Here is a 25,416-nt window from a genome sequence, read left to right on the forward strand (position 1 = left end):
ACACAATGGAAATCGCCATTCACGAGATTGAACGGCAGGAAAAATACAAGCTCTTGATCGGATGTATCGTCCCACGGCCGATCGCTTGGGTCACCTCGTTAGGGGAGGGAGGAATCGTCAATGCCGCTCCTTTCAGCTATTTTAATGTCGCCAGCATTGAACCGATGATGGTTTCGGTTGCCGTCATGCGCAAGCCGGGTAGTGTCCCAAAGGATACGGCACGAAACATCATGCAAACGGGAGAATTCGTGGTCAATATGGTCGACGTACACAATGTGGATGCGGTCAATCAGACTTCTGCTGATTATCCGCCACAGATCAGTGAAGTAGAGGCATTAGGGCTGGAAGTCGCCCCATCTGTTCGCGTCAAGGTGCCGAGACTGCGTGCATCTCGCATCCATTTTGAGTGCAAGCTGCATCAGATTGTGGAATTAGGTAGTCCGACGACTTCGGATTTAATTATCGGGGAAGTAGTGCATGTACATGTAGCGGATGAGCTATATCATGCAGGACGCATTGATGCTACAGCGTTTGCACCCGTTAGCAGATTAGCGGGTCATACGTATGCGACGCTGGGCGAACAGTTTGATCGTCCCCGCCCCGTTTATGAGCCGCCTGCCAAATGATTGATCTCCGTCCAGCGACGGAGGACAAATCCCTCTACGGACCATTTTACCGGAATCGCCTATCGGGTATCCTGTAGATACAAGGCAAGCGGATACTGTAGAGAGGGTGGAAAGCAATGATGGAAAGACGACTATACCGTTCTCATGATAAACGGCTATTTGGGGTTTGTGGTGGGATAGCGCAATTTTTGCGCATTGACTCTACGCTGGTACGAGTAGGAGTTGTCGTTCTTACTGTTTTTACAGGCGTACCGATTTTGCTTTATTTGCTGATGGCGATGATCATGCCAAAAGAACCGCATTGGTCATACGCTTCTGACGGTTTCCCGATGCATGATGTTCCATATAGTGGACATGCACGCATGAACGATTTGGATCAGGAAATTGACCGTCTGGAGAAGCGTGCTTTGGTACAGGAAGTGTATCGTCTGCGCGAAGAATTGGGCAAATACAAAGGACTCTAAAGTAAAGAAGAGACTTCCAGGGCTATACGCTCACGGAAGTCTCTTTTCACTTTTACCTATTTTGATCCCATAAAAAAATGGTCGGCAACTTCTGGAAATCGCTGCATAACATATAAGGTGGAAAACCTACATAGGGAGGGAAAAGCAGTGTATCTCGGCGTGTTCGATTTGAATCAGCGTTTGGAGCAAACCCGCAAAATCCTGCGGGAAAAGCAACATCTGAAAAAACTGATTGAAGAAGACATCCATGACTTGGAACAAGACGTCAAAGAATTAGAAGCGATGACGGCGAAACAAGAAAAATATGCGACCAGTGCCCAGCGCTAAAACAGCTCTATGAGCGACGAAAAGAGGAAGTGGCAACTGCCGGAAGAAGGCAGGGAGCCACTTTTTTAATTGTGAAGCGCTTGGTCCAAAACCTTTTCCACGATGGCAGGAACCATGCGGATCGCTGCACTATCGGTTCCGTACGTCTGGCTATCCGCATAAGTACCTTCCATCAACAAAATCAACGTATAGGCCAACTCGCATGGATGCGCAGCGCCAAGGGCAGTCGTACGGTCCAAAAAAGCGTCGCGGATTCGTTTCTGGTGGGAGCAAACCAACTCGCGAACAGGATGAACCGGATCAGGAAACTCGGCAGCTACATTGATAAAACAGCAGCCGCGAAATTGCTCGTTGGTCGCTCGCTCAGCCAGATCAGCAAAAAACTGAATGAGCTGCTCTCGTGGCCGATTGGGATGTTTGGCGATGCTCTCTTCCCACTCTTGCCAAAAAACGTCTTGCTTTCGGGTCATGTAGGCTAGAATCAGGTCCGTTTTCGAGGAAAACTGTCGATAGACGCTCATTTTATTCATTCCAGCACGCTCAACGATGGCGTCTACACTGACGGCATGAATCCCTTCTTGATAAAACAATTCTTCAGCAGCTTTCAATATGATCTCTTGTGCTTTTTCACGAGGCACGCGAGGCCGTTTTGCTTCCGTCATATACCATCCCCCATTTAGGACTTCCAAACGTCGGCGACAATTTCAAAAGAGCGCACACGATCGGCATGGTGGTACATTTGCGTCGTAATCATGAGCTCATCTGCTCCTGTAGCATCGAGCAGCTCTTGTAGTTTGCTTTTCACGGTAACAGGGCTGCCGATGATGGAAGAACGCAGCTGTGCTTGGACAGACAGTTTTTCGAATTCGCTCCATAGCTCATCCATATTGTCCACAGGTGGTTGGATTGGCTTGAGATCGCCGCGGACGAGATTTAAGAATGCCTGGTAATGGGAGGTGGCCAGTCGATTCGCGAGCTCATCCGTATCGGCTGCCATCACGTTGACGCCAACCATGGCATATGGCTGATCCAGAACTTCCGATGGACGGAAACAATGGCGATACGTCTGCAAGGCAGGCAAGGTGAAATTCGGTGAAAAATGTCCAGCAAAAGCAAACGGCAATCCGAGCATCCCCGCCAGGCGCGCTGAGAAATCGCTGGAACCGAGCAGCCAGATCGGGATGTTCAGACCTTCGCCAGGGATAGCGCGGATGGCTGATGCCGACTCGCTTGTTCGTGGACGAAGATATTCACGCAACTCCTCCAATAACTCCGGGAAATCCTCTCCACCAACCCGCAAATCGAGGCGTAGCGCACGTGCTGTTCGTTGGTCTGCTCCAGGTGCCCGTCCTAGCCCTAAGTCGATCCGGCCTGGATAGAGGGACTCCAATGTCCCGAATTGCTCGGCGATCACGAGTGGAGCATGGTTGGGCAGCATAATACCGCCTGAACCTACACGGATCTTGCTGGTGCCACCGGCAATGTAACCAATGAGAACAGAGGTGGCAGAGCTGGCTACGCTGGGCATTGCGTGGTGTTCGGCGAGCCAATAACGTGTAAAGCCCCATTTTTCCACCTGTTGCGCGAGGTTGAGACTGTTTTTATACGATTCAGCAGCGTTGCTACCCTCCGTAATGGGGGCTAAATCAAGAACGGACAGTGGAATGTCTCGCAATTGCTTGGATGAGATTGTATCGGACATGGGATGAAACCCTCCTTGTGCTTAGCGGTTGCTGGTCGGATCAGTTTGTTACTGAGTAGTAACAAAACGTACTTGCATCATACGGAGCGGCAGATGGGATGTCAACGCTTGGATGTGCGACCGAGCACATTGGGAGAAAAAGAAAAAGCCCTGACAATGCAAGGGCTCTTCGTTCATCCTTATTGTTTTGTTAAAATAACAGGTCCATTCGCGGTAATAGCGAGGGTGTGCTCGTATTGAGCGGACAGCTTCCCATCGCGTGTACGTGCTGTCCAACCATCTTCATCGACAGTCGCGTGATACGTTCCGATGTTCAGCATGGGCTCAATGGTAATGACCATGCCTTCTTTGAGGCGTTGTCCTCTGCCAGGAGGGCCAAAGTGAGGAACGAACGGCTCCTCATGCATTTCCTGACCGATACCATGTCCGGTAAAATCGCGCACGACGGAGTAGCCCTGTTCTTGCGCATACGTTTGGATGGCGTGGGAAATGTCGCCAATTCGATTGCCTACGACAGCTTGCTCAATACCGAGGTACAGCGATTTTTCAGTGACTTCCAGCAGTCTTTTCGCTTCCGGGGACACTGTTCCCACTTCATAAGACCAAGCGGAGTCAGCCAGCCAACCGTTTTTGCGAACAACCATGTCGATGGTAACGATATCGCCATCGCGCAGTGGCTCTTTTTTCGGGAAGCCGTGGCAGATGACATCATTTACTGAACCGCATGTGGCATAGGGATATCCATGAAACCCTTTTTGCTCAGGGGTCGCGCCATTTTCAGCCAAAAATTCTTCTACGAATTGATCAATCTCCCAGGTAGAAATGCCTGGACGAATCATCTTGGCAATCTCACGATGACAAGCAGCCAAAATCTTGCCTGCTGCATGCATGAGTTCAATTTCTTCAGGTGTCTTGAGGATAATCATCGACTCTCTCCTTCTCCTCGTTAGTCAAGAACTCTTTATAGTATATAGTGTAGTCCCGTTCTGCGCCAATTGCCACACCGAAAACGGCATGGTAGGATGAGGAAGAAATAATCAACCCTGGGGGTAGGTAGCGTGGACAAGTTTCAAGAACATCTGGCGAACTACCAGATTCATGTAAAAAAAGACGTGGAAAAACGTATTGCCTTTATTCGTGAGCAAATTGACGGAAATGGCCTCGGCGGTGCGGTCGTCGGTATTTCTGGCGGGATTGACAGTGCCGTTACGGCAGCGCTGTGTGTTCGTGCATTAGGCTCTGAACGCGTCATTGGCGTATGGTTGCCTGCTTACTCGCAAACTGTTCATGAAACAGATTCCAAGCGACTTGCTGAAGCCATTGGATTTCAATTGCACTCGGTAGATGTAGGGCCAGCCTACGATGCTTTGGTACCTGCTATCGAGGGTGTACTTGGGCTTGATGACAAAACAAAGGGAAATACAAAGGCTCGCTTGCGCATGACAGTGCTGTACGCCATCGCTAACCAAAAGGGATACTTGGTGGCGGATACGTGCAACCGCAGCGAGATTCATGTTGGCTATATGACAAAAGGCGGAGACGGTCTTGCCGATTTTAATCCAGTAGCTAGCTTGACGAAGCATGAGATGCGAATTCTTGCTGCTGAGCTCGGGGTGCCTAAAGAAATCATCACGAAGCCGCCTTCTGCCGATTTATGGGAAGGGCAGACAGACGAACAGGAGATGGGCTTCACCTATGAGGACTTGGATCGTTTGCTGATTACAGGGGAGACTCGACCGGAGGCAAAAGAACGCATTGATTATCTGCATCGAATCTCTGAGCATAAGCGCAACATCATGCCAGGCATATAGGCATGGCACAATCCTACAAGCTGTTTACCAGTTGTCTGTGGCAAACGACCAGTGCAGTCGTATCAACAGAAAAACGGCTCTACTTGTTTGATCCGGCCTATTTTCCCCATGAGGTAGAGTCGATAGCTGACTATGTGCAGAGTGAGAGGAATGGAAGAGAGCTCGTTCTCGTCCTGACTCACGGAGATTGGGATCATGTTGTCGGTGTCGGCAAATTTCCAAATGCCACAGTCATTGCACAAAAGGAAATCCTGACCGATGGACGGATCGAGGGTATGCTGAACAAGGCGAAAAAGTTTGATGGGTCGTATTATGTGGTCAGATCGTATGAAGTAGGAATGCCGAAGTTCACGAAGCTTGTGGAGGATGCACAAGATTGGCAGGAAGTCTTTTTCCTGCCTGTACCAGGACATACACCCGATCAGATGGCGACCTTGTTCCGGGAGCAGAAGCTGCTTGTTGTCGGTGATATGCTATCCAATTTGGAGTTCCCGTTTATCGATGACAGCGGTGCCTATTTGGAGAGTCTGGGAAAGATCGAACGGTTAGTTCTTCAAGGGGAAGTGGAAGAAGTCATCCCTGGACACGGGGTGCCTGCAAAAGGACGCGAGGAAATCCTGCATCGAATTGAACGGGATCGCCAGTACTTGTTGGATGCACGTGCAGTTGTTTTCGAGGGTATCGCCAATAACGTAGAGGAAGCTGTACTGGAAGAGAAGTTTTCCCAACTGACGTACGATGGTGTATCGATCGATGAACATCTTCGTTCTTCCCATGACCAAAACCGGGATCAACTATGCAAGGAAGCTATTTCGCAGAAAGGTTGATTATTCCACGGTTTTATAAGATAATAAGGGTTACGCAAATCTTTCTAGGAAAGAGGTGGAACAGATGTCTACGACTGAATTGATGCTGAGAACAAGTCTGGAAGGACGTGTGAAGCGTACGTTGCAAACGTACTTCCGTCGCCCTAACGACGTGTTGATCAAGGAAAGCCTCGGAGCGAACGGTTTGTCCCCAGAGCAAGTGGAAGTAACTGTGGAGCTCTTGAAAGAAGACAAAACTGTTGCCGAAATCATGGAGCACCTGCGCGATAAAGGCTACTTTGCATAACTTTGCGAGCAAAAAAGACCGGACTGACATTGATTGTCGGACCGGTCTTTTTCGTTCGAGATTAAGGGGTAGGGCTTTCCTCGGGTAATGAGCGCCGTAATTTCTTGCGGCGATACAATAGCAGGCCAGTTAAAACGAGAAAGTAGCTCGCGAGCGCGACAATCAGCCCCATGATGGCACTCCCGGTAAAATAGACAAGTCCTTTTTCTTTCATCCAGTGAAGCCATGGCATTCCAGGCTCCTGATGGATCAAATGCTCTTGTAACGGTTTGCCGATCAACACGTATCCAATATTGTAATTGATGAGAATGAAAAGCGGTAAGATGAGCTTTCCGATGACAAACGCAACCAAACCAGCAGGCAAACTGGCGCGAAACAGCTTGCAGAGTGGGAAAAGCAACAGAAACGCGATACCAAAAGTAGGCAGGGTAATGAACTCGATGAAGATTCCGAGCGAAAATCCGCGGGCGACAAAAGCTGGAGCCCCTTTCATTCTCAATACCTTGTAGTATTCGTATTTTAGCTTTCGATATGTTTTTTTCCACATCCGTGCTATCCCTCGTTTGTCCCAAGTCATTTGTCCGTAAAATCCCTTAAGGATATAGCGAATGGTGAAGCTGGATTCGTTTTTCGGTTGATGTTGTAGAGTATCTCCAAATTGGCAAAAATTAATAGTTGCCATACGAGCTCTGATTTGTGAATGCGCCTTTCTTTTGGCATAATGGAAGAGGGCAGCTTGCTGGAAAAGTGGTGACATTCGTGGAAGGTGTTATGGGAACCGTTGGTGACTATATTTCGCAATATGGGTATGGCGCCTTGTTTGGATTGTTCTTTCTAGGAATTTTGGGAATGCCCTTGCCTGAAGAAACGCTGCTCGTTTTTTCTGGATTTCTTGTCTCCACGGGAAAATTGGAGTTTTGGCCTACTTTTTTCGTCTGCTTTCTCGGTTCCGTTACAGCGATGACGGCAGCATACTGGATCGGCAGAACGCTAGGCTACGCTTTTCTCGAACGATATGGGAAACGATTAGGGATGGGCTACACTGTTTACAAAAAAACGGAAGAGTGGTTTAATCGTGTCGGAAAATGGGCGCTCCCCCTAGGCTATTTCATCCCTGGTGTCCGTCAGTTTACGGCCTATTTTGCCGGGATCACACGATTGCCATTTCCGACTTTCATGCTCTTTACCTATTTGGGTGGGCTGTTTTGGAGCTTGCTTTTCGTGACGCTTGGCTGGCAATTAGGAGAGCGCTGGGATGAGCTGTTTGACTTGATTGCCCGTAACCTTGCGATCTTCTTTATCGCTTTGCTGGCATTGATCGCAGCCTGGTCGTATTTCAGGCACAAGGCGAATGTAAAAAAGCAATTACGGAGGGATCAGAATGAGTGAAGAAAACCGCAACGAAAATCTACTGCCTGTCGTTCACAAGCCAACCGAACTGGTTCCTGTCGTATTACCGGAAAAACATCAGCGATTTTATGATAAATTGCGTGACAAAATCGAAACGTTCATTAAAGACAAGGGAATCAATGATTCTGTAGCCAGCTTTATATTGCTTGCGCCAGATTTATTTGTTCTCTTGGCCCGTCTTATGCTGGACAAACGCGTAGGTGTTCAATCAAAAGCGTTAGCGGGTGTAGCCGTTGCCTACTTCATTACCCCGGTTGATTTTATTCCTGAGGTATTAGTCGGCGGATTCGGGCTTGTGGACGACGTCATTTTGGCTGTTTATGCTTTGCGCAAGATTTTGGTGGATATCGACGAATCGATTGTACGTGAGCATTGGAATGGCGAAGAAGATCTCTTGGCTGTCATTACGAAGGTGATTCGATCAGCGGATGATTTAGTTGGCAAGAAAATAGTGAAAAAGCTGGAAGAAACCCTGTTCCGAAAAAAATAAGCTAGGATGGGACAAATAGATGAAATATTTATTGGATTATCAAGAGGGAGAGCGTGTTGTCGCTTTTTGCCTGATTAAAAACAAGGAAGCGGGCGTAGCGAGTAATCAGAGTGAATACTTGAATCTGGAGCTGGGAGACCGCTCCGGTACGATCATGGCAAAGCTGTGGGATGTCAATGCAGAAATGAAGGAATGGATTAACGTCAAGTCTGTCGTGAAGATCGACGCTGCCGTCCAGATGTACCGTGGGAAAAAGCAACTGGTGATTCAACGAATCAGACCCGCTGCCGCTTCAGACGAAGTTCAGATGGAGTCCCTCATTCCGATCTCGCCAGTTCCAGTAGATGAACTGTGGACAAAGCTTACCCATGCTGTCGACAGTCTGAAGAGTGCTACGCTCAAGGCCATTATTCAAGAGGCGCTGGCAACGGAGGAGATTCAGGATCGCCTTCGCCATTATCCAGCTGGCGTTCGCATGCACCACAACTATTATCACGGTTTGCTCGAGCATATTGTCTCTTTGTTGACGGCGGCACAGAGCCTCTTGCCACTGTATCCACAAGTAGACAGAGATGTACTGATTGCGACTTGTATCTTGCACGATATCGGAAAACTGTACGAGCTATCTGATCCCATCGCCCCGGATTACACCACGCCAGGTCAGTTAATTGGTCACCTGGTCATGGGAGTCGAGATGGTGAGCGGCATTTGCCGCAAGCTGGATATTGCTTTAGGGGACGCGGAGGTTCTGCACTTGAAGCATTGCATTTTGAGTCATCATGGAGAGGTAGAGAACGGCTGGGGCAGTGCTGTATCTGGAAAAACGCCTACGGCTGTCATGTTCCATTACCTGGACCAGATCGACAGCAAAATGAACGCTTTGAGCCAAACACTAGCGGACATGACGGAAGAAGAGGAATGGGCGTACGCTGGCGTGCTTAGACGAAAAGTCTGGCGCGGGTATTAATTTATGGAACAAAAGGCCAACTGCTAAGGAAAACGAAGCAGTTGGCCTTTTTTAGATAAATCAGAAACGTTTTTGCAGGATGCTCGTCTTAACAGTAATGTCTTAATGAGGAGGTATTCATGTGAAAAAGCGAAACAGAGCTGCCATGTTTGTGTTGGCAGTCAGCATGGTCACGACACCAGTGGCACTTCTGCATCCGTTGTCTTCCTATGCGTATGATGGCAAATCGAGTCTGGAACCTATCCAGTTGCCAGAAGACATCGTCCACCTGTTAACAGAATTGAAAGAGGACTATGTGCCTCTCATGAAAGACCTTCATGTGGACTCATACGGGGGGACAAGCAAGTCGGGGTATGTCATTAATCTTTCGGACCGAAAGAGTGTGATTACCACGAATACGACGCTCATGATCTCCACAAATGCAAAGGGAGATATGACCAGTTTTGTCCTGCATGATGTGAATCGGGACAAAAAAACCAAAATCAATCAAAAGGAAGCCTATCAAAAGGCTGTTGACTTTATTCGGAATTACATAGCAGTTGACCATGTTATTTCCCCGCAAGCGATGCTTTCTTTCGATCGCGCATCTGAGCTGGATCATCTGGCGGTTGTCAGTGTCTACCCACAGTTGAACAATACATGGGTGGATAAAGAGACAGCGCGGGTCATGGTTGACGCAAAGGGTCAGGTTGTCCATTTTCAGCAAGAAAAGCTCAAGCTTCCTGCCGCAGAAGAAGTAGCGGACCCAAGCAAGGCTGTACCGCTTGAAAAGGCAATGAAGGAGTGGCAAGACAAGGTATCCTTGGAATTGGTCTACGATGAGTCAGCGAGCAAGCTCGTTTACGTGCCGGACCAATGGCCAACGATAGATGCTCTGTCTGGTGAAATGGTTCCATCTGTGAATAAAACAGCGAATAAGACGATGAAAATCAAAGGAACAGCAGACTTGGGTGTCTGGCGAGATACGAAAAAAATGGAGCAGGTGCTCGAGAAGGATTTTGGCCTGAAGCTAAATCAACGCACGTACAAAAATGTAAAAGAAGACAAAAAGTATAGAAACAGTGATATCGATCGCCATGAATGGAATGCGAGCTCGTATCAAAGTGCGTGGATTACGCTCGACCGTAAAACAAAATCACCCATTGAATTCAAGCTGGACGGTCCTGTAGAAAAGGAGCTTGAGAAACCGCTCACGCATGATGAGGCAAAAGACATCGCCGTACAATTTGTGGAGAAATACTTATTGTCCAAAGAACAAGCTTTCTCCGTGAAGGAGACGAGTCTTGTGGAAAATCTGCCTGGTTGGGCGGATCAAAATCTGGTGCGGCCGATCAGTAGCTTTGCTTTTCATCCTGAGATCAATGGTATCCCTACTAAGAGGCCACTGTTCTACCTCGAAGTGGACGCAAAGAAAGGCAATGTAGTCCTTGCTCAAGTAAATGAACTGCCCTCCATGCCTGCTACCATCAATAAAGATGGTATTGTCAAGGATGAGAAAGCAAAGGATGCGTATGTCAAAGAAGCAAATCTGCGCTTGGCATACTGGTATCCAAAGGTAGGGACGCATTCTGCGAAACTGCCGCAGCTGGTCTATTTACCGACAGCAGGTGCCAAGTCTCTACAGATCGATGCTGCAACGGGGGCAGTGGAGGAAACCTGGCTGGAATGGAAAGCTACCCAATAACCCATACCCGATATGGTGAAGAAGCCATGTCGGGTTTTCCTTTTCATCATTATCGGAATTCATAAACACTTCAAGGCAGGTAGGATTTTTTTTCTTTTTGTAGAATAACTTCTTGATTCCCATTTGATTTGGCAAACAATGCTGATCACGAGAAGGAGAAAGTGCAATGAAACGGCCAACTTATACCCTACCAAGTATTGTAAAAAAGGTATTCCGGCCCGGTGAGCGCTCCCTTCCACGTACGGAGATCTGCTCCCGGATGGAAGCGAATGAGCTGAATGCTTTTTTGGATCTGGACTGTAAGACAATACTGGATAAAGTGTTGAACATGGAGCAGTCTCCAGTGCGAGTTGGAAGCTCAGAGGCGATCGTAGAGGTCACTCACCAGCCGCATCAAGTGTACGACTTGGCTCATCGCTATTTGCGCGATAGCCAAACACCAAAAAAGCTTGAGCAAATTGTCGCAGAGCTGCGTCGTCAAACGCAGTTTGGCTGGAATCAGATTCTTCGTATGCTGCAATTGGAACGCGATCCTCGCTTTGTGCAATATCAAGGCGACAGCAGATGGTTTTTGGCAGAGTGGACTTTGGGCAATGACCAAGTGTATGCGTTTTGCCGCGACAATGGCATTACACAGGTAGCTGCTCGCACATTAGTCCATTTTCTGGAGCAGGAAGTAGGAATTGCTGCAGATGCTGCTTTTCTCCCTGCGCAAGATGACCGCTTCCGCATTGACGGTGATACCATGTACATCATTGCTCGTAGCGAAGATTCCAAGGAAGAGCAGGCGGCCCTCGAGGTTGCTGTTGCTGCCCCTTCTGTATCAATAGGAAACAGCGAGTCCGTCTCAGAAGAAATTGCATCGGAAGAACCAGCGAATCCCTTACACCAGGTGGAAGAACAACAAGAGCCATTATTTAACAAGGAGGAAGCCACTATGTCTACCATTACCAACCAGCAAGTTCTCGAGGAAGTACAAAAACTGATGCAAGAAGCGATCAACCGCTTGGAGACAAGAAACCAAGAAATGTCCCAAGAAGTTGTTGCTCATTTTCAACAAAGCAATATGCAAGCTATAGAAGTGCTGATGAAAGAGAAACATAAGCATGAGCAGATCGTACTTGGCATTCAGCAGGTGCTTGCGACCAGTGAACAACAATGAGTAAACTTGAGGCTACGATCCGGTTAGAGCAGAGATTTGCCATCCTGCGCGAGGTTATCGCGGGCTATCGGATTCGCCTTCAAGAAATGGAGAAGGAAGTGGTGGAGCTTTTTGCCACGAACCAACTCTCTGCTATTTCAGCATGCATGGGCGAGAAGCAGCGCATCGTCAGGTTGATGAATCGACTGGAACAATTTATTGTTCAATGGGAAAGCAACAACACGGATGTGGGTATCGCACATGAACCAAAGCGAGAACACTTGAACACATGACGAATAATGCGGTAAAATAGGGGGATTGTGCATGATTCCCCGCGCATGCCGCGTGGGATGGAAAGGAGATCCAAACCCTCTATGTCGGTAGGAAGAAACGAACTGTGCCCTTGTGGGAGCGGAAAAAAATACAAAAAATGCTGTGGGGTTGTCACTCCTATTACGGAGCTGCGTAGCCGCCACGAGCAAAAGCTGCAAAAGGAATACGCTGGCTGGGTCGAAAGACTAAACCATTTTGTCGGCGCAAATGCAACCAGCGAGACGATTCAAGAAGCGCGGAATCGTTTTGCCGAAGAAGTAGGCTTGACCCAAGAGAGTGTTGCACGACCTGAATGGGCAGCCCATTTCTTCAACTGGTGTGTATTGGACGTCAAAACAGGCGGAAGCACGCTGCTTGAGAACTATATCAAACAGCATGGACGTCGGATGGAGCCTGATCTTCGTCGTGCGTTTGCTGGATTGCACCTGAATGTTTATGAAATCATGGAAGTGGATCGTGATGTCATCACGGTTCAACAACCGATTTCGGAGGAAAAACACTATCTTCTTCGTGCCAATACGTTGAATGTTTTCCCTGGACAATTGATCGTAGGGCGCCTGCTGAATCTAGGTCTCCGTGATATGCTCTTCTCTGGCAGCATCATCTTGCAGCCGCATGTTAAGGAAAGCATGCTCGAGTGGTTACGCCAGCATCCAGAAGTAGAAGCTGCGAAGGCAGATACGAGCAAGAGAAGCTATACGACAGAGCTGTATCACTTCATCGTTCAATTTGGTGAAGCGGCAAGCGAGTCGGAAGCGCCGAAGCCAGAATCGCTTCTGCGTCGTACCTATGCTATGCAAGATCGTAAACAGCTGCTGAAAGTAATTGAGTCGAATCCTGCATTTGAGCTGAAAAAACGGGATGGTGCTCGTGAGACATGGGTATATGCGTCACGCAAGGAAGAGCATTTGTTCCCGAATTTAAAGGATGCCTTGCTGGAGCTATACGAAGTACAGGCAGAAGTGATTTTGCAGGATGACAGCCTGGTTCTGGAAGGGTATGCACCGCAGTTGGACGAAGTCGCAGAGCTTTTGCTGCTGCTTGCATTTGAGAACGAAGAGGAGATTCGCGTTCTTACTTCAACTGGCTCTCGTTTGTCCAAAGGTACCCTGTTTATTACAAGTCAGCCTACTTTGCCACCAAAAGTGCTGCAGTGGGCAGTCCAAACCTATTTTGCTGAAAAATGGCTGGTTACCTCCCATGAACAGCTCGATGATTTGGCTCCGCTCCTGGTCGCGGCTACAGAAAACGAGGCGCTGCATGAAAAACTCCACAAGCTGATGGAGCAAATGGAACAGGATCATAAAGTGGGACAAGGTTTGGCTCGCTTTATCCGTATGGACATGCTTCGTCCGCGCCTCTCGTTGTCAAATGACAGCCTGGACGTGCATAACCTGCTGCGCCGTCCGTTGATCGAAGGGTTGCCGGAAAGTGTGTACACCGTACATCCTGACAGACTTGCGGACATCAATCGCTTTGTGCAAGAGATGACCGATGGCAAGTCGGAAGCCACCGTCAAAAAATACGATGAGGTCATGAATAACTTCCGTTCATTCGTCAGAGGAGCGTTTGGCCCATCTTTTACATGGGAGCAGTTGCGCAGAGAGGACCTGGTATACTTCCTCGTCCACGACATTTTCACGCGCACGGACGCAACGACCAAAACGTTGGCAACCAATCTGATGTCTGTATTGACGGCGTTCTTCAAGTGGCTGGATAAGCAAGGACCATACGCGCTTTATCCTGTCATGCAGCCATTGTTCGCCGAGTTTAAGGAAACATTGCCGGAATCTTATCGCTTGCGTGGTGTACTGGAAAAAGAAGCGACTCAAAATCTTTACAGCAGCCCGATGGCGATCAAGGATATCACGGAAGAATCCATGCTCGTGCAAGAGATCACTTCCTCTGGTTGTACGGCAAAACGGGCAAATGGTGAGACAATCAAGCTGACTATTGGTACTGAATTGGGTGCTATGCTGGCAGCAGATTGGATGATCCATGGCTTGTTCGGTCAAGGTGAGGACGGTACGTGGAGACTGTATGGTACGCCTGAGGTGTATCCGCCAGTCATTGCTCAGGTGCTGGGCGCACCAACAGGTGTATTGGTCTAGAACCCCTAACATGAAGAAAACCCGAGGATGCGTGTCCTCGGGTTTTTTGTTTTGACTTATCATTGGTATAGATTAGTGAGCCCATTCGCGGAGTGTTTTGTCTTTCGGGAGCAAAAAGCCCATAAATCCAATCAACGGGAGGAACGAACATAACAGAATGACAAAGCTCAGACTGTAGAGATCGGCGAGATAGCCGAATACGAGAGCGCCCATGCCTCCCATTCCGAAGGCAAGCCCGATAATCAGTCCGGATACGGTCCCGATTTTGCCAGGCAATAGCTCCTGCGCGTATACGACCGTGACGGAGAAGCTGGAGAGCATGATAAAGCCGCTGATCACCAGCAATGGAAAGGCCCAATAGCCTGAGACGTAAGGCGTCAGCAATGTAAGGGGAAGTGAACCGAGTGTGGAGATGATGAGCAAGTTCCTTTTTCCGAATCGGTCCGACAGCGGTCCGCCAAAAAACGTCCCAATCGCTCCTGCGAAAAGAAAGCCAAAAATGACCAGCTGTGCATTAGCGTAATCCATATCTTTCACATACATCAAATAAAACTGGTAAAAGCTTTGGTAGCCAGCATTCATCCACGAACGCACACTGACGATGACAATCAGGAGGCCGAGGGCAATCAGCCGTTTGTTCCGATTCGTATACGTGACAGCTGCGGCAGTAGTCTTTTTCAAGCGCTGTTGTCCACGATACCAGAGAGCAACATAGAGCAAGATGCCGCTAGCTAATAGTGCGGGCAGCAGAAACCAGGCAGCCCCTGTCTGTCCCAGATTCGCAAAGACCAGGATGGTCATTAAGGGAGCGAGTGCTTGCCCAGCATTTCCACCTACTTGAAAAATGGATTGCCCCAGCCCTCTGCGAGGACCAGATGCCAAGTGGGCGAAGCGTGAGGCTTCTGGGTGGAAGATGGCTGAGCCAATTCCAACACAGGCAACTGCTATAAGAACGAAATAGTAATTGCCAGAGAAAGCGAGTGCCAGCATTCCCAATCCCGAAACGATCAAAGCCAGTGGTGGCAATAAGGGGATTGATTTGCGATCGGAGAAGTAACCGACAAATGGTTGCAAAACAGATGAAGTAAGATTCATGACGAGCAAAATCATTCCGACTTGTGTAAACGTTAATGCCAGATTCTTCTCTACAATTGGAAGCAATGCAGGGATGACCGCTTGCAAGCTGTCGTTTAACAGATGCGCAATGCTAATGGCAAATAGCATGCGATAGACAGTTGGTGCCGAAGTCCCTGCGGTTGTAGAGTGAATGGGTGTCGATGAGGCACTCATGTCAGTTCATCCCCAACCTTTCTTTCGTAACTTACTTTTTCATTTTTTCAATGTAGCACGGATTCTACAGGACGTCATCCATGAATAATGGGAATATAATGGTCGAAGATAAAGGATTTGATCCGTCAGGAAGTTTTTAAAAAGGTAGGTAAATAGGGAGACGCTGTCGAAAAAAGAGAGAAGCACAATGGACTAGACCATGAGCAGAAGGCTAGGAGGAATGCTGGAATGCTGGAAGGTATAACAGAATACTGGCTATGCGTGGGAGGAGCCAATGTTGACGTACAGGGAGTCACTTCTGCTAGACTGTTGCCTGGAACAAGTAATCCAGGTGAAGTGCATCAAGCGGCAGGCGGTGTAGCTCGAAACGTGGCGGAAAATCTGGGATGGCTAGGAGAAGAAGTGCAGCTGTTTGCTCAGGTAGGAGAAGATGCAGATGGCGAGTGGCTAAGACAGGTTACAGCAAATAGTGGAGTAGCTACCCATGGCATGTTGCGAATCCCAGGGAAATCGACTGGTCGCTACTTGGCTATTCGTGATCGTGACGGTGAATTGTACACGGCTGTTGCAGATATGGAACTAAATGAAGAGTGGCCAGCGGAGATTGTCCAGCAAGGCCTCAAGCGTTTGCCGCAGGCCGCAGGCTTGTTTCTGGATGCCAATCTTCCTGTCGAGGTTATGCGGGCATTTTTGGCAGAAGCCAGAAGACTCGACAAAAAAATCATCATCGACCCTGTTTCTGTGAAAAAAGCAGAAAAATGGAAAGGGTTGCTTGAAGGTGTTCATATACTTGTCGCGAGCATTGATGAGCTGGAAGTGTTAGTTGGCCAAACCCTTCATTCCTATAATGATGTGGAAATATGCGCGAAAAAATTGGTGGCAGAAGGTATTCATCAGGTCATGGTCATTTGTGGGGAAGCAGGGCTGTGGCTGTGCACAGCACAGGAGGAAAAATGGCTTGCTGCCCCGATTATGCCGATTCGAGAGTCCGCGGGAGATGCGTTTGCTGCGGGAATCATTTATGCGCAAAACAAAGCGTTGTCCCTTGTTGAACAAGCAGCTTTCGGAGTTGCTCTGGCCGAGATGAGAACAAAGGGAAACGGAAAATACGATATCGATGTCCTTTTGGCACGAAAAGATTACTACGCCGCAAAAGAAAGACAGTTCCTCGACAGAGAATGAAAATACATAGCTTGACGTACACTACCCGTTAGTTACAGAGGAGGAGTGTATGTCATGGAAAAGAAATCAAATGATGTGAACGGTAAACAAGAGAGCCATGTTCGGCAGGGCGGAGATTCACACCGCTCCAAAAACAAGCGTCCTGAAGGTCCTGTACAAGGATTTAGTCAGGCGCCACGCGGCTTGCAATAAGCGCAAAATTATATGTGCAACTAAAGTCCCCTTATCGACAAAATGATGGGGGACTTTTCGTTTAAAGGAACATTTTTCTACAAATGCAGACAACGATATGGTACAATACCTGAATCAGAGTATTGCCAACTGAAGAAAATAGTGGTGTATATTGTCGAGTGGCACAATTCAAAATCGTGCCTCCCTTTACTTTGTCAAAAAGCGTGCGCGAACAAGGAGACTGATTCATATGCCAGATACTGTTGTGAAAACACGCGCTTCAGCTTCTCGAAAGAAACAGCCGAGCCGTAATCGAAAAATACGTAAATTCGTGGTATCCTTCACATTGATTACCTTGCTGCTGGTAGGCGGTGTGGCTGGAGCAATTTATTGGAAAATTGAAGACACTCTGACGGAAGTAACGAACCCTACAAACAGTGGATTTACTTCGCCAGTATCCCAAAATGTCGATCCGGTTTACTACTCGGATAAGCCAATGTCGTTCGTGTTGCTTGGTTCTGATACTCGTCCTGAAACAGGTTCCATGAATACAGACGTTATGATCGTGGCAGTTGCTAACCCGAAGACGAAGAAAGTTACCCTGGTATCGATTCCGCGGGACACACGCGTCAAGATCCCAGGCTATCGCGACTACCATAAAATCAATTCTGTCTATGCCAATGGCGAAGCAGAACGCAGACAAGCAGAGCGCAATAAGCAGACGGTTACCGAAGATGGTATTTCTTTAACCAAGAAAACGTTGAATGAAATACTGGGTATTCCGATTGAGCATTTTGTAGCCATTGATTTCGATGGTTTCAAAGCCGTCATTGACGAATTGGGTGGTGTAGAAGTCAATGTGGATCGCAGACTGGTATACGATGATCCAACTGACGATACACACATCAATCTCCAGCCAGGACTTCAAAAATTGAATGGCGAGCAAGCACTTGGTTATGTGCGACATCGTCATGACAACCGTGGAACGAAGTACTATTCCAGTGACTTCGACCGTAACCGTCGCCAACAAGAAGTCATTAAGGCAGTTGTGGACAAAGCGGCTTCTCTTGAAGGCTTAACGAAGATATTTAACGTCATGGATGTAGGCGCCAAGAACATACATACCGATCTTTCCAAGGATCAGATCAAAGGCTTGGCCTACGATTTCAAAGGATTTAATTCCTCTACGGTCACCGCATTGGATAATGGGGCATATTGGCAGGGAGGATATACGTATCTCGAAAAAGAAAAGCTCGAGTCAGTTCGCAATTCCTTGCAATCAGAGATGGGATTGACTGGGAGCGTCGTAGCGTCGCTCAACAATTCCCCGATACTCGGCACTGGTGAAGCGGTTGCGACTAGCAGCAAGAAGAGCGTCAAGAAGAAAACGACAGAATCAGCGGCTGCAACGTCAACGAAGCCAAAAACAGAGGCTCCGAAAGAACAAGAGCCGACGAATCCAACAGACAACCAAGACGGTACAGCAAATGAAGGCGCAATGCCGCCACCTGATGTCGTAAACACAGAAGGGCAAGGTCAGTCGACAGATCAAGGCCATGGAGCAGAGAAGCCTGCGACTGATGCAACACAAACTGTACCAGGTAATAGCGGCAACAACTCTACTCCACCGCCGGATATCATCCCGCCGACCAGTCAGGATGCTGGTCCTTCAACTACAGATGGTCAGAGCACGAACTCTTAACGAGTACGAAAAACACCCGTTCATCACGAGCGGGTGTTTTTTATTTGTCGATTCATCATAAATTTTTAAAAATTCGTTTATGGAAAAGGTTTAGAAAACACCAATTTCGTGGTACAATAATAATATGCTGATAAGACAGATTAATCAGATAATTATTACTGACTGGAGGGATTTCTATGACGATTTTCTTGGTGAACCTGTTCTTGGTGATTGCTTTTGTGTACCTGATCAGCCGCCAACAAAATGAAGAGTTTGTGTACGATGAAGATTTTTTCCTCCAGAACCCTTCAGCTTTGGAAGAATATCAGCAGATGCCGATTGATTTCCAGCACGCCTTTTTCCGCAAGCATAAAGAGTGGATTAAGGAAAAATATATGCGCGGAGAAAGCTACGTATTAGGCTATTGCCCAAACAAAGAAGTACGTCGTGCGTGGCTGTCAGAATTCATGAATCAAAAAAATATGAACAATACACCGACCCCTTCCTCGTGAAGGGGTTTTTCGCTTCTATAGAACTCGTGCTATACTGCTACGAGAGGATATCGTGAAACAGGAGGAAAGAAGTACGTGCTACAATTTATGGTGGAAAAACTAAATCAACAGTTACATGCGCATGGAATGATTTCGGATATCGTCTTGCGCTCCGATCATTCGTTGCTGGAAGAATCGGAAGGGCAAGAGGTTCTGATCACGTTTTCCGAGGCGGAGGACGAGAAGCAACCAACGGCAACCATCCATCTTTTTTCGATTGCGGAAGAGGACAGCTGTGAAATTGAGGTGGAAATTGACTATCCTTATAGCTTGCAGGATGAGGAGATTCAAGGATTGTGGACGCAAGCAAAAAGCTTGGTAGCTGAGTGCTCGTTGACAGAAAAGCGCCGCTTTGTGGAGCCTGGCAAGCAGGCAGAAGCGAAGGTTGTGCTGGATTATCACTTTGTCGTGCAGATGCCGCGAACAGAAGCGGAGGAAATGGCATTTACAGAAACCATTGCAAGATTTTCCGCGGATTTAGGGATGCTCGTCAAAATCGGCATATAAAACCATAGGCTATACATAAGGAAAGCTCTGGAGTCATGTCCAGAGCTTTTTTTGCATGAAAGGTGAGGAAGGAGGAATATGAAGAGGAGAGAGAGAATCGTATAGATAATAAAAATGAATGAGCATTCACTCGTTAGGGGGCATTTAACGTGGAACTTTCAAAAGTGTGGGAACCGATTCAAATTGGTTCGATGACGTTGCCAAATCGGATAATGATGGGGTCCATGCACGTTGGATTTGAGAAGCTTCAGAATGGTGTAGCGCGGCTTGCTACCTTTTACGCAGAGCGTGCTATTGGAGAGGCGGGTCTGATCGTGACAGGAGGGGCGGCCGTACATCCAGAAGGAGGCATGGGCGAAGAGTATTGCAATGTATACCAAGACGAGGATATCGAGAAATTACGCCTGATCACGAAGGAGGTTCATCAAGCCAACGGGAGAATTGCTTTGCAGCTGTTTCATGCCGGACGTTATGCGTACAAGGAAGCAACAGGATTAGACCCGGTAGCACCATCGCCATTGCAGGCGCCGATTAACCGTTGGAAGCCGAGGGAGTTAAGCGCAGAGGAGATCGAAGCGACGATCCAATGCTTTGCTGAGGGAGCCGTCCGCGCCAAAAAAGCTGGCTTTGATGCCGTAGAAATTATGGGTTCGGAAGGATACTTGATCAATCAATTTTTATCCCCTGTAACCAACAAGCGAGCAGACGAGTGGGGTGGAGACTTTTTACGCAGAGCCCGCTTTGGCATTGAGGTGGCTAAGCGTGTCCGCCAAGCAGTGGGACCGGATTATCCGATCATCTACCGTATGTCGGGATTGGACTTGATGCCAGATAGTACGACGATGGAAGAGACATTGCAATTTGCCAAAATGCTGGAGGAGGCAGGTGCTGATGCTCTCAATGTCGGAATTGGCTGGCATGAATCACAAGTACCGACGATTGGCATGATGGTGCCGCGTGGAGCATATGTATGGGTGGCGCAGCAGGTCAAGCAGGTCGTGAACATCCCAGTTATCGCCAGCAATCGAATCAACGACGTGCGCCAGGCTGAAAAGATTTTGTATGAGGAATGCAGTGATATGGTTTCGATGGCCCGACCATTTTTAGCAGACCCGTATATCGTTCAAAAAAGTAAAGAAGGGCGCTTTGATGAAGTAAACACATGTATTGCTTGCAACCAAGCCTGTCTCGACCATATTTTTGATGGGAAGGTAGCCTCCTGTCTGGTCAATCCCCTCGTAGGCAGAGAAGCAGAGTGGCAGTTGGTTCCGGCGGAAAACCGCAAGAAGGTAGCTGTAATTGGTGCGGGGCCAGCCGGATTGGAGGCAGCCCGTGTGCTAGCTGAACGAGGGCATCAGGTGGTTATCATGGAGGCCAAAAAACAGATCGGTGGACAATTAAACTACGCGAGACAGGTGCCAGGTAAAGAAGAATTTAATGAAACGCTTCGCTATTATCAGACAGAACTTGCGCGTCTTGGTGTCGAAATCAGGCTGGGAACACTGGCAGAGGCAGATGCCTTGATCGAAGAAGGCTTTGCAGAAGTTGTGGTAGCAACGGGAGTCATTCCTCGACGTCCAGAGATTCCAGGTGTGGAGCTTGGACATGTGAAGGGATATGATGCGGTATTTGAAAAACGCGCCAAGGTCGGTAGACAAGTGGTCATCGTCGGAGCGGGGGGAATCGCATGTGATTTGTCCCATTTGCTGATGCACGACGAAACGATCTCACCGAAGGCAGCGGAATACTTGTTGGAGTATCGGATTTTGGATGGAAGAGCAGTACAGCAACTGCAACAAAGAAAACGAAAAATCTTCATGCTGCGGCGTGGGAAGCATGTCGGAGCGGGCTTGGGCAAAACAACGCGCTGGGCAGTTCTCGCCAACCTGAAGCGACGTGGCGTAGAGATGCTGACGCAAATTGAATACAGCCGGATTGCAGAAGAAGGGGTGTATTTCATTCAGAACGGGGAGGAGCGCATGATACCTGCTGATACGGTCATTGTAGCGGCTGGAGCGACCTCCAACAATTCGCTATACCACGCATTGCGTGATCGGCTGCCTGTGCACCTTATAGGCGGGGCGAAAGAAGCGGGAGAGCTCGATGCCAAGCGAGCCATTTTGGAGGGAGCGACCGTCGGAAGAACGATTTAAGGTGCTGAAAAGATTTTCTATTTCGAAAACAAGGGGAATCGGATATGATTAAGAAAAGAATGTCGTCTTTTTAGAAGTTTTGTCGAATCGCTTTTCAACCTCCGCTAATTTTTGCAAAATGAAGTTATACTGTTCAAATTCATTTGATTGGGGGCTCTCGCCTTGATGAACCATAATGGCATTCTCTTAGGGAAACGTTACTTCCTGTACTCGTTAGCACCGCTCGTAGAGGTGGAGGGATGGACGTTTACGATAGCCCCGGGGTTTAAGATGATCGCAGGCGGGAGTGCCAATCCATTACAGACATTAATCAGCGTTTACCGAGAGAATGAAAAGGTAGCGCAACTCGTGCTTCATCATAGACGAAGTGATTCAGATGTCACTGTGCAGGCTGTATCGAGTGATCTCCTGTTAGAAATCGCCCCGGCGACTAGAACTGTAAGTGTAGCAGAAAAGCTGTAGGGCACCCTGAACGGGGTGCTTTTCGCTTTCGAACTTCAATCAATCATCATTCCAAGCAATCGAGGAGGCGGCAGGATCATGGTAGGGAACGAATGGCAGGTAGGTCAGTTTCAATTGTCTTGGCTGAGAGGTGGACTCACGAAGCTGGACGGGGGCGCAATGTTTGGAGTGGTGCCCAAGCCACTTTGGAGCAAAAGATACCCATCGAATGATCTAAATCAAATCCCTTTGCGTGCTGACCCAATCCTGGTACAGGCCCATGGCAAGCATATTTTGATTGAGTCGGGTATGGGAAATGATCGGCTAACGGAAAAACAGAAGCGCAATTTTGGCTTGGAGGAAGAGTCTCAAGTGGTGGAATCCCTCGCTGCGAAAGGATTGACTCCTGCCGATATTGATATCGTCATCATGACACATATGCACTACGATCATGCCAACGGACTTGTTTCTATACGCGATGGACAACTTGTCTCTACCTTTCCACAAGCTGTCATCTACGTGCAGGAGCAGGAATGGGCGGAGATGAGAGAGCCGAATGTTCGCTCGAAAAATACATATTGGGAAGAAAACTGGCGTCCAATTGAGAATCAGGTAAAGACGTACGGAGCTTCGCACGAAGTTGTGCCGGGAATCACGCTTCATCATACAGGCGGTCACAGCCAGGGACATGCCATCGTCCGGATGGAGACAGAGGGGCAGCTGCTTCTGCATCTGGCAGACATCATGCCTACACACGCTCATCAAAATCCATTGTGGGTGATGGCTTACGACGACTACCCGATGACATCCATCTATGCAAAAGAAGAATGGATCAACAACGGGATCAAGCAAGGCGCTTGGTTCACCTTTTACCACGATAGCGTTTACCGTGCGGTGAAATGGAACGAACAGGGAGAAATGATTGATCGTATAGAAGTTGTTTTGTAAAAAGGATAGGCAAAGACCGTCAGCGTTTTCTGGCGGTCTTTTGTGTTATCTAGGGTTACCGTGTCCAACCTTATCGAATTTTTGATTACTCTCATAGAAATGTTTCATAATCAAAAAATTTTGAATGCTCATTGACGAACGACCATTGCCTCTCTACAATGGGAACATCACAGAGCATCTGTTCTGGCAGAGTTGGGAAAGCATAACAGTAGTGGGGAGAGAGAGAAAATGAGCTGGATCAAGATGCGTTTACAGGAATTTCACCCGATTGTCTGGTCGTTGGTCGTCGGGACCGTGTTCGTCCGGGCCGCCAGCTCGATGAGCATGCCGTTTTTGTTCTTATACTTGTCCAATCAAACAGATATGAGCTTGGCAATGATCGGGTTGACGATTGGAGCAGGACCGCTCGCGGGTACAATTGGAGGCTTTATTGCGGGAGCATGGTCGGACAGAATCGGGCGCAGGCGAGTCATGCTAGGCGCGTTGTACGTGTGGACGCTCGTGTTCGTCGGGTTTGCGCTTAGTAAAGACCCGTGGATTCTGCTTTTCCTCAATATAGCAGGGGGACTCTGTCGATCCTTCTACGAACCGGTCTCACAGGCGTTGATGGCAGATGTAACGCCACAAGAGAAGCGGCTTCGTGTATTCGGTATTCGCTACATGGCGATTAATGTTGGGGTAGCGGTAGGGCCTATCGCAGGGGTAGTACTGGCGAAAAGCTCTGTAGCCCTGCCTTTCCTGGTCACTGCATTGATTTATCTCATTTATGTGATTAGCTTGCAAGGATTATTGAACAAGTTCGGCATTAAGCAAATCGAAGGTCAAAAGAAAGAAGTTGTTACTTTTAGCCGCGCATTTAGCGTAGTCGTGAACGACAAAGCGTTTCGCTTGTACATGCTCGCCGGAGTTTTAGGAGCAATTGGCTACTCGCAGATGTCTTCTACGCTAGCCAAATTCGCAGAAATGACGGTCGTGAATGGAACAGAGCTGTTTGCCATCCTGATGACAGTCAACGCGATTGTTGTCGTTGTGATGCAGCTTCCGTTGACGACTTGGGCAGAAAAAAAGACGCCTCTCACCGCCATTTTGGTGGGAAACGCCATGTATGCGGTTGGTGACGTGGGTTATGCCTTTGCCAATTCGTGGCTGATATTCATTGTGGCGATGGTATTTTTCACGATTGGTGAAATCCTTACGTTTACCGCAGGGGACGTCCTGATCGACCGAATGGCCCCAGAGAGCATGCGGGGCAGCTATTACGGTGCGAAAAGCTCCAGCAACCTCGGCCAGTTCATCGGTCCGTGGATGGGCGGATTGCTGTTGGCACATTACGGAGGTACGACCTTGTTCCTGGTGGTAGCAGCGACTTCGATGATGAGCAGTGCCTTCCAATGGGCGGGTGCTCGCGCCTTTGAGGCAACCCGAGGCAAATCCTTGAATAAAGCGAGGGTTGAATCACTCTAACGCTTGCAAGATACGATCCGCCATCCGTTTATAGCCTTCGGCATTCGGGTGGAAGTGATCTGTATATAGGTAGTTTTGTTCCTTGCCCAAGAATAAGTCGTAGGTCGGCACCACGAATACTTGCGGGTACCGTGAGGCGATTTGGGACGCCTGATTGTTCCAATCGAGCACGGGCCCGATGGTGTCGATGGATGCTTCGGTATTGCCAAAAGGATTGTACAGGGAAGTGTAAACGATCGTAGCCGTCTTGTTGACGCTGCGAATCTGTTTGAGAATCTCTTCATAGTTGACCGCAAGCTGCTTAACAGCTGTGGTCACTTTTTCTTTTTCAATGGTATACAGCCCGCCTGTCTGCCTGAACAAGTCATTGCCGCCTATAGTAAAAAGAATCAGATCGGCTTCGGCGAGCAGCTTCTTCACTTGCTCCTGGGACATTTGCTTGCGCAGATCAGATGATTCCTGTCCATTTATCGCGAGGTTTGTGAACGTAATCGATTGCCCCGATTTTTTCTCCAATGCTTGGCGAACGAGTCCGACATAGCCTTGGCCGTTTGCGTCTCCGGCACCGCGCGTGAGGGAATCCCCTAGCGCGACGACTTTGTGGACACCCTTTTCTGGTAAAGGTGAGGGTGGCTGCTCTTTTTGCGCAGGTGGGCTTGCTGTGGATGGTGCCAGCTGCTGCGGATTCATCGCGAGTACAAACCCTGTCGCAAATAAAAGAAAAGAGAGTAAAGACAAGAGACCTGCCGTGCGCCAAAGAAATTGGCCGGATGTGCGCATCGGGTATCCTCCTATTCGTTATAAAGTCTATGGTCATGGTATAATGTGGATGGACATCTTATGACAGTG

28 protein-coding genes are annotated in these 25,416 nt (G+C 48.3%); 22 read left to right on the top strand and 6 right to left on the bottom strand.

All coding sequences use genetic code 11. The features are described from left to right. Positions 1-5 precede the first annotated feature (5 nt). From C7R94_RS15515 to C7R94_RS15525, 3 genes are all read left to right on the top strand, one after another. Entirely contained in the window at positions 6-626 is a 621-nt protein-coding gene (locus tag C7R94_RS15515) for a flavin reductase family protein (protein WP_106782554.1), read from the top strand. Between the two features lie 116 nt (positions 627-742). Next, complete coding sequence (locus tag C7R94_RS15520; RefSeq protein WP_083995015.1) at positions 743-1,090, top strand: PspC domain-containing protein; 348 nt, start codon at positions 743-745, stop codon at positions 1,088-1,090. Positions 1,091-1,237: 147 nt separating this feature from the next. Then, entirely contained in the window at positions 1,238-1,417 is a 180-nt protein-coding gene (locus C7R94_RS15525) for a hypothetical protein (RefSeq protein ID WP_047068559.1), read from the top strand. 65 nt (positions 1,418-1,482) lie between these two features. Here C7R94_RS15525 and C7R94_RS15530 read toward each other — a convergent pair whose 3' ends face one another. The 3 genes from C7R94_RS15530 to map all read right to left on the bottom strand — a co-directional run bounded on the left by C7R94_RS15530 (position 1,483) and on the right by map (position 4,045). After that, positions 1,483-2,079 carry a TetR/AcrR family transcriptional regulator gene (locus C7R94_RS15530; RefSeq protein WP_106782556.1) on the bottom strand — a complete coding sequence of 199 codons (597 nt, stop codon included), beginning with the start codon at positions 2,077-2,079 and terminating at the stop codon, positions 1,483-1,485. 14 nt (positions 2,080-2,093) lie between these two features. Then, complete coding sequence (locus tag C7R94_RS15535; protein WP_106782558.1) at positions 2,094-3,119, bottom strand: LLM class flavin-dependent oxidoreductase; 1,026 nt, start codon at positions 3,117-3,119, stop codon at positions 2,094-2,096. Between the two features lie 179 nt (positions 3,120-3,298). Then, complete coding sequence (gene map, locus C7R94_RS15540) at positions 3,299-4,045, bottom strand: type I methionyl aminopeptidase (RefSeq protein ID WP_106782561.1); 747 nt, start codon at positions 4,043-4,045, stop codon at positions 3,299-3,301. A gap of 132 nt (positions 4,046-4,177) precedes the next feature. Between map and nadE the strand changes: the two genes are divergently transcribed. The 3 genes from nadE to C7R94_RS15555 all read left to right on the top strand — a co-directional run bounded on the left by nadE (position 4,178) and on the right by C7R94_RS15555 (position 6,043). Further along, positions 4,178-4,930 carry an NAD(+) synthase gene (gene nadE / locus C7R94_RS15545; protein ID WP_106782564.1) on the top strand — a complete coding sequence of 251 codons (753 nt, stop codon included), beginning with the start codon at positions 4,178-4,180 and terminating at the stop codon, positions 4,928-4,930. Positions 4,931-4,932: 2 nt separating this feature from the next. Beyond that, positions 4,933-5,757 carry an MBL fold metallo-hydrolase gene (locus C7R94_RS15550; protein ID WP_106782566.1) on the top strand — a complete coding sequence of 275 codons (825 nt, stop codon included), beginning with the start codon at positions 4,933-4,935 and terminating at the stop codon, positions 5,755-5,757. A 64-nt stretch (positions 5,758-5,821) separates the two neighbouring features. Further along, a complete protein-coding gene (locus tag C7R94_RS15555; protein ID WP_047068553.1) occupies positions 5,822-6,043 on the top strand; it encodes a hypothetical protein in 222 nt (73 codons plus the stop codon). A gap of 61 nt (positions 6,044-6,104) precedes the next feature. On the opposite strand, the gene C7R94_RS15560 is transcribed toward C7R94_RS15555, so the two are convergent. Further along, the gene (locus tag C7R94_RS15560) at positions 6,105-6,590 is read right to left on the bottom strand and encodes a DUF2062 domain-containing protein (RefSeq protein WP_106782569.1); all 486 of its coding nucleotides are present in this window, start codon (positions 6,588-6,590) and stop codon (positions 6,105-6,107) included. Positions 6,591-6,814: 224 nt separating this feature from the next. Between C7R94_RS15560 and C7R94_RS15565 the strand changes: the two genes are divergently transcribed. The 7 genes from C7R94_RS15565 to C7R94_RS15595 all read left to right on the top strand — a co-directional run bounded on the left by C7R94_RS15565 (position 6,815) and on the right by C7R94_RS15595 (position 14,179). Continuing rightward, a complete protein-coding gene (locus C7R94_RS15565; RefSeq protein WP_206768044.1) occupies positions 6,815-7,432 on the top strand; it encodes a DedA family protein in 618 nt (205 codons plus the stop codon). Further along, complete coding sequence (locus C7R94_RS15570; protein ID WP_106782576.1) at positions 7,425-7,943, top strand: YkvA family protein; 519 nt, start codon at positions 7,425-7,427, stop codon at positions 7,941-7,943. Before C7R94_RS15565 ends, C7R94_RS15570 begins: the two co-directional genes overlap by 8 nt. Positions 7,944-7,962: 19 nt before the next feature. Next, the gene (locus tag C7R94_RS15575) at positions 7,963-8,910 is read left to right on the top strand and encodes a 3'-5' exoribonuclease YhaM family protein (RefSeq protein WP_106782579.1); all 948 of its coding nucleotides are present in this window, start codon (positions 7,963-7,965) and stop codon (positions 8,908-8,910) included. Positions 8,911-9,031: 121 nt separating this feature from the next. Then, positions 9,032-10,594: a YcdB/YcdC domain-containing protein gene (locus C7R94_RS15580; RefSeq protein WP_106782582.1), complete on the top strand. Its 1,563-nt coding sequence runs from the start codon at positions 9,032-9,034 to the stop codon at positions 10,592-10,594. A 166-nt stretch (positions 10,595-10,760) separates the two neighbouring features. After that, complete coding sequence (locus tag C7R94_RS15585; protein ID WP_106782586.1) at positions 10,761-11,756, top strand: hypothetical protein; 996 nt, start codon at positions 10,761-10,763, stop codon at positions 11,754-11,756. Further along, a complete protein-coding gene (locus tag C7R94_RS15590; RefSeq protein WP_007717030.1) occupies positions 11,753-12,028 on the top strand; it encodes a hypothetical protein in 276 nt (91 codons plus the stop codon). The genes C7R94_RS15585 and C7R94_RS15590 overlap by 4 nt, the downstream gene beginning before the upstream one ends. A gap of 81 nt (positions 12,029-12,109) precedes the next feature. Continuing rightward, the gene (locus C7R94_RS15595) at positions 12,110-14,179 is read left to right on the top strand and encodes a YecA family protein (RefSeq protein ID WP_106782589.1); all 2,070 of its coding nucleotides are present in this window, start codon (positions 12,110-12,112) and stop codon (positions 14,177-14,179) included. Positions 14,180-14,251: 72 nt separating this feature from the next. On the opposite strand, the gene C7R94_RS15600 is transcribed toward C7R94_RS15595, so the two are convergent. Beyond that, positions 14,252-15,469: an MFS transporter gene (locus C7R94_RS15600; RefSeq protein ID WP_047068546.1), complete on the bottom strand. Its 1,218-nt coding sequence runs from the start codon at positions 15,467-15,469 to the stop codon at positions 14,252-14,254. A gap of 228 nt (positions 15,470-15,697) precedes the next feature. Here C7R94_RS15600 and C7R94_RS15605 point away from each other — a divergent pair, with 228 nt between their 5' ends. From C7R94_RS15605 to C7R94_RS15640, 9 genes are all read left to right on the top strand, one after another. Beyond that, positions 15,698-16,651, top strand: coding sequence for a carbohydrate kinase family protein (locus C7R94_RS15605; RefSeq protein WP_106782593.1), 954 nt, complete (start codon positions 15,698-15,700; stop codon positions 16,649-16,651). A 54-nt stretch (positions 16,652-16,705) separates the two neighbouring features. Next, positions 16,706-16,843: a hypothetical protein gene (locus tag C7R94_RS30310; RefSeq protein ID WP_007717021.1), complete on the top strand. Its 138-nt coding sequence runs from the start codon at positions 16,706-16,708 to the stop codon at positions 16,841-16,843. 229 nt (positions 16,844-17,072) lie between these two features. Then, on the top strand, positions 17,073-18,524 hold the full coding sequence (locus C7R94_RS15610; protein ID WP_106782597.1) for an LCP family protein: 1,452 nt from the start codon (positions 17,073-17,075) through the stop codon (positions 18,522-18,524). 176 nt (positions 18,525-18,700) lie between these two features. Then, entirely contained in the window at positions 18,701-19,015 is a 315-nt protein-coding gene (locus tag C7R94_RS15615) for a hypothetical protein (protein ID WP_047068543.1), read from the top strand. A gap of 75 nt (positions 19,016-19,090) precedes the next feature. Then, positions 19,091-19,561, top strand: coding sequence for a hypothetical protein (locus tag C7R94_RS15620; protein WP_106782600.1), 471 nt, complete (start codon positions 19,091-19,093; stop codon positions 19,559-19,561). A gap of 149 nt (positions 19,562-19,710) precedes the next feature. Further along, positions 19,711-21,714 carry an NADPH-dependent 2,4-dienoyl-CoA reductase gene (locus C7R94_RS15625; RefSeq protein ID WP_106782603.1) on the top strand — a complete coding sequence of 668 codons (2,004 nt, stop codon included), beginning with the start codon at positions 19,711-19,713 and terminating at the stop codon, positions 21,712-21,714. Between the two features lie 165 nt (positions 21,715-21,879). Then, entirely contained in the window at positions 21,880-22,176 is a 297-nt protein-coding gene (locus C7R94_RS15630; protein WP_106782606.1) for a hypothetical protein, read from the top strand. 78 nt (positions 22,177-22,254) lie between these two features. Next, complete coding sequence (locus C7R94_RS15635) at positions 22,255-23,103, top strand: YtnP family quorum-quenching lactonase (RefSeq protein ID WP_106782609.1); 849 nt, start codon at positions 22,255-22,257, stop codon at positions 23,101-23,103. A 228-nt stretch (positions 23,104-23,331) separates the two neighbouring features. Next, positions 23,332-24,567 carry an MDR family MFS transporter gene (locus tag C7R94_RS15640; RefSeq protein WP_106782612.1) on the top strand — a complete coding sequence of 412 codons (1,236 nt, stop codon included), beginning with the start codon at positions 23,332-23,334 and terminating at the stop codon, positions 24,565-24,567. On the opposite strand, the gene C7R94_RS15645 is transcribed toward C7R94_RS15640, so the two are convergent. Further along, positions 24,559-25,347 (bottom strand): GDSL-type esterase/lipase family protein, encoded by a 789-nt coding sequence (locus C7R94_RS15645; RefSeq protein ID WP_106782616.1) that lies wholly within the window; start codon positions 25,345-25,347, stop codon positions 24,559-24,561. The genes C7R94_RS15640 and C7R94_RS15645 overlap by 9 nt on opposite strands. Between the last annotated feature and the right edge of the window lie 69 nt (positions 25,348-25,416).

This window comes from Brevibacillus sp. NRRL NRS-603 (genome assembly GCF_003013445.1).
Taxonomy (GTDB): Bacteria; Bacillota; Bacilli; order Brevibacillales; family Brevibacillaceae; genus Brevibacillus; species Brevibacillus formosus.

Bases quoted from the DNA above. Each gene is read 5' to 3' on its own strand.
- C7R94_RS15565 (WP_206768044.1), top strand. From the start codon at position 6,815: ATGGGAACCGTTGGTGACTATATTTCGCAATATGGGTATGGCGCCTTG.
- C7R94_RS15570 (WP_106782576.1), top strand. From the start codon at position 7,425: ATGAGTGAAGAAAACCGCAACGAAAATCTACTGCCTGTCGTTCACAAG.
- C7R94_RS15640 (WP_106782612.1), top strand. From the start codon at position 23,332: ATGAGCTGGATCAAGATGCGTTTACAGGAATTTCACCCGATTGTCTGG.
- C7R94_RS15605 (WP_106782593.1), top strand. From the start codon at position 15,698: ATGCTGGAAGGTATAACAGAATACTGGCTATGCGTGGGAGGAGCCAAT.
- C7R94_RS30310 (WP_007717021.1), top strand. From the start codon at position 16,706: ATGGAAAAGAAATCAAATGATGTGAACGGTAAACAAGAGAGCCATGTT.
- C7R94_RS15515 (WP_106782554.1), top strand. From the start codon at position 6: ATGGAAATCGCCATTCACGAGATTGAACGGCAGGAAAAATACAAGCTC.
- C7R94_RS15575 (WP_106782579.1), top strand. From the start codon at position 7,963: ATGAAATATTTATTGGATTATCAAGAGGGAGAGCGTGTTGTCGCTTTT.
- C7R94_RS15530 (WP_106782556.1), bottom strand. From the start codon at position 2,079: ATGACGGAAGCAAAACGGCCTCGCGTGCCTCGTGAAAAAGCACAAGAG.
- C7R94_RS15600 (WP_047068546.1), bottom strand. From the start codon at position 15,469: ATGAGTGCCTCATCGACACCCATTCACTCTACAACCGCAGGGACTTCG.
- C7R94_RS15635 (WP_106782609.1), top strand. From the start codon at position 22,255: ATGGTAGGGAACGAATGGCAGGTAGGTCAGTTTCAATTGTCTTGGCTG.
- C7R94_RS15645 (WP_106782616.1), bottom strand. From the start codon at position 25,347: ATGCGCACATCCGGCCAATTTCTTTGGCGCACGGCAGGTCTCTTGTCT.
- C7R94_RS15520 (WP_083995015.1), top strand. From the start codon at position 743: ATGATGGAAAGACGACTATACCGTTCTCATGATAAACGGCTATTTGGG.
- C7R94_RS15555 (WP_047068553.1), top strand. From the start codon at position 5,822: ATGTCTACGACTGAATTGATGCTGAGAACAAGTCTGGAAGGACGTGTG.
- C7R94_RS15595 (WP_106782589.1), top strand. From the start codon at position 12,110: ATGTCGGTAGGAAGAAACGAACTGTGCCCTTGTGGGAGCGGAAAAAAA.
- C7R94_RS15615 (WP_047068543.1), top strand. From the start codon at position 18,701: ATGACGATTTTCTTGGTGAACCTGTTCTTGGTGATTGCTTTTGTGTAC.
- map (WP_106782561.1), bottom strand. From the start codon at position 4,045: ATGATTATCCTCAAGACACCTGAAGAAATTGAACTCATGCATGCAGCA.
- C7R94_RS15535 (WP_106782558.1), bottom strand. From the start codon at position 3,119: ATGTCCGATACAATCTCATCCAAGCAATTGCGAGACATTCCACTGTCC.
- C7R94_RS15630 (WP_106782606.1), top strand. From the start codon at position 21,880: ATGAACCATAATGGCATTCTCTTAGGGAAACGTTACTTCCTGTACTCG.
- C7R94_RS15610 (WP_106782597.1), top strand. From the start codon at position 17,073: ATGCCAGATACTGTTGTGAAAACACGCGCTTCAGCTTCTCGAAAGAAA.
- C7R94_RS15590 (WP_007717030.1), top strand. From the start codon at position 11,753: ATGAGTAAACTTGAGGCTACGATCCGGTTAGAGCAGAGATTTGCCATC.
- C7R94_RS15550 (WP_106782566.1), top strand. From the start codon at position 4,933: ATGGCACAATCCTACAAGCTGTTTACCAGTTGTCTGTGGCAAACGACC.
- C7R94_RS15585 (WP_106782586.1), top strand. From the start codon at position 10,761: ATGAAACGGCCAACTTATACCCTACCAAGTATTGTAAAAAAGGTATTC.
- C7R94_RS15560 (WP_106782569.1), bottom strand. From the start codon at position 6,590: ATGTGGAAAAAAACATATCGAAAGCTAAAATACGAATACTACAAGGTA.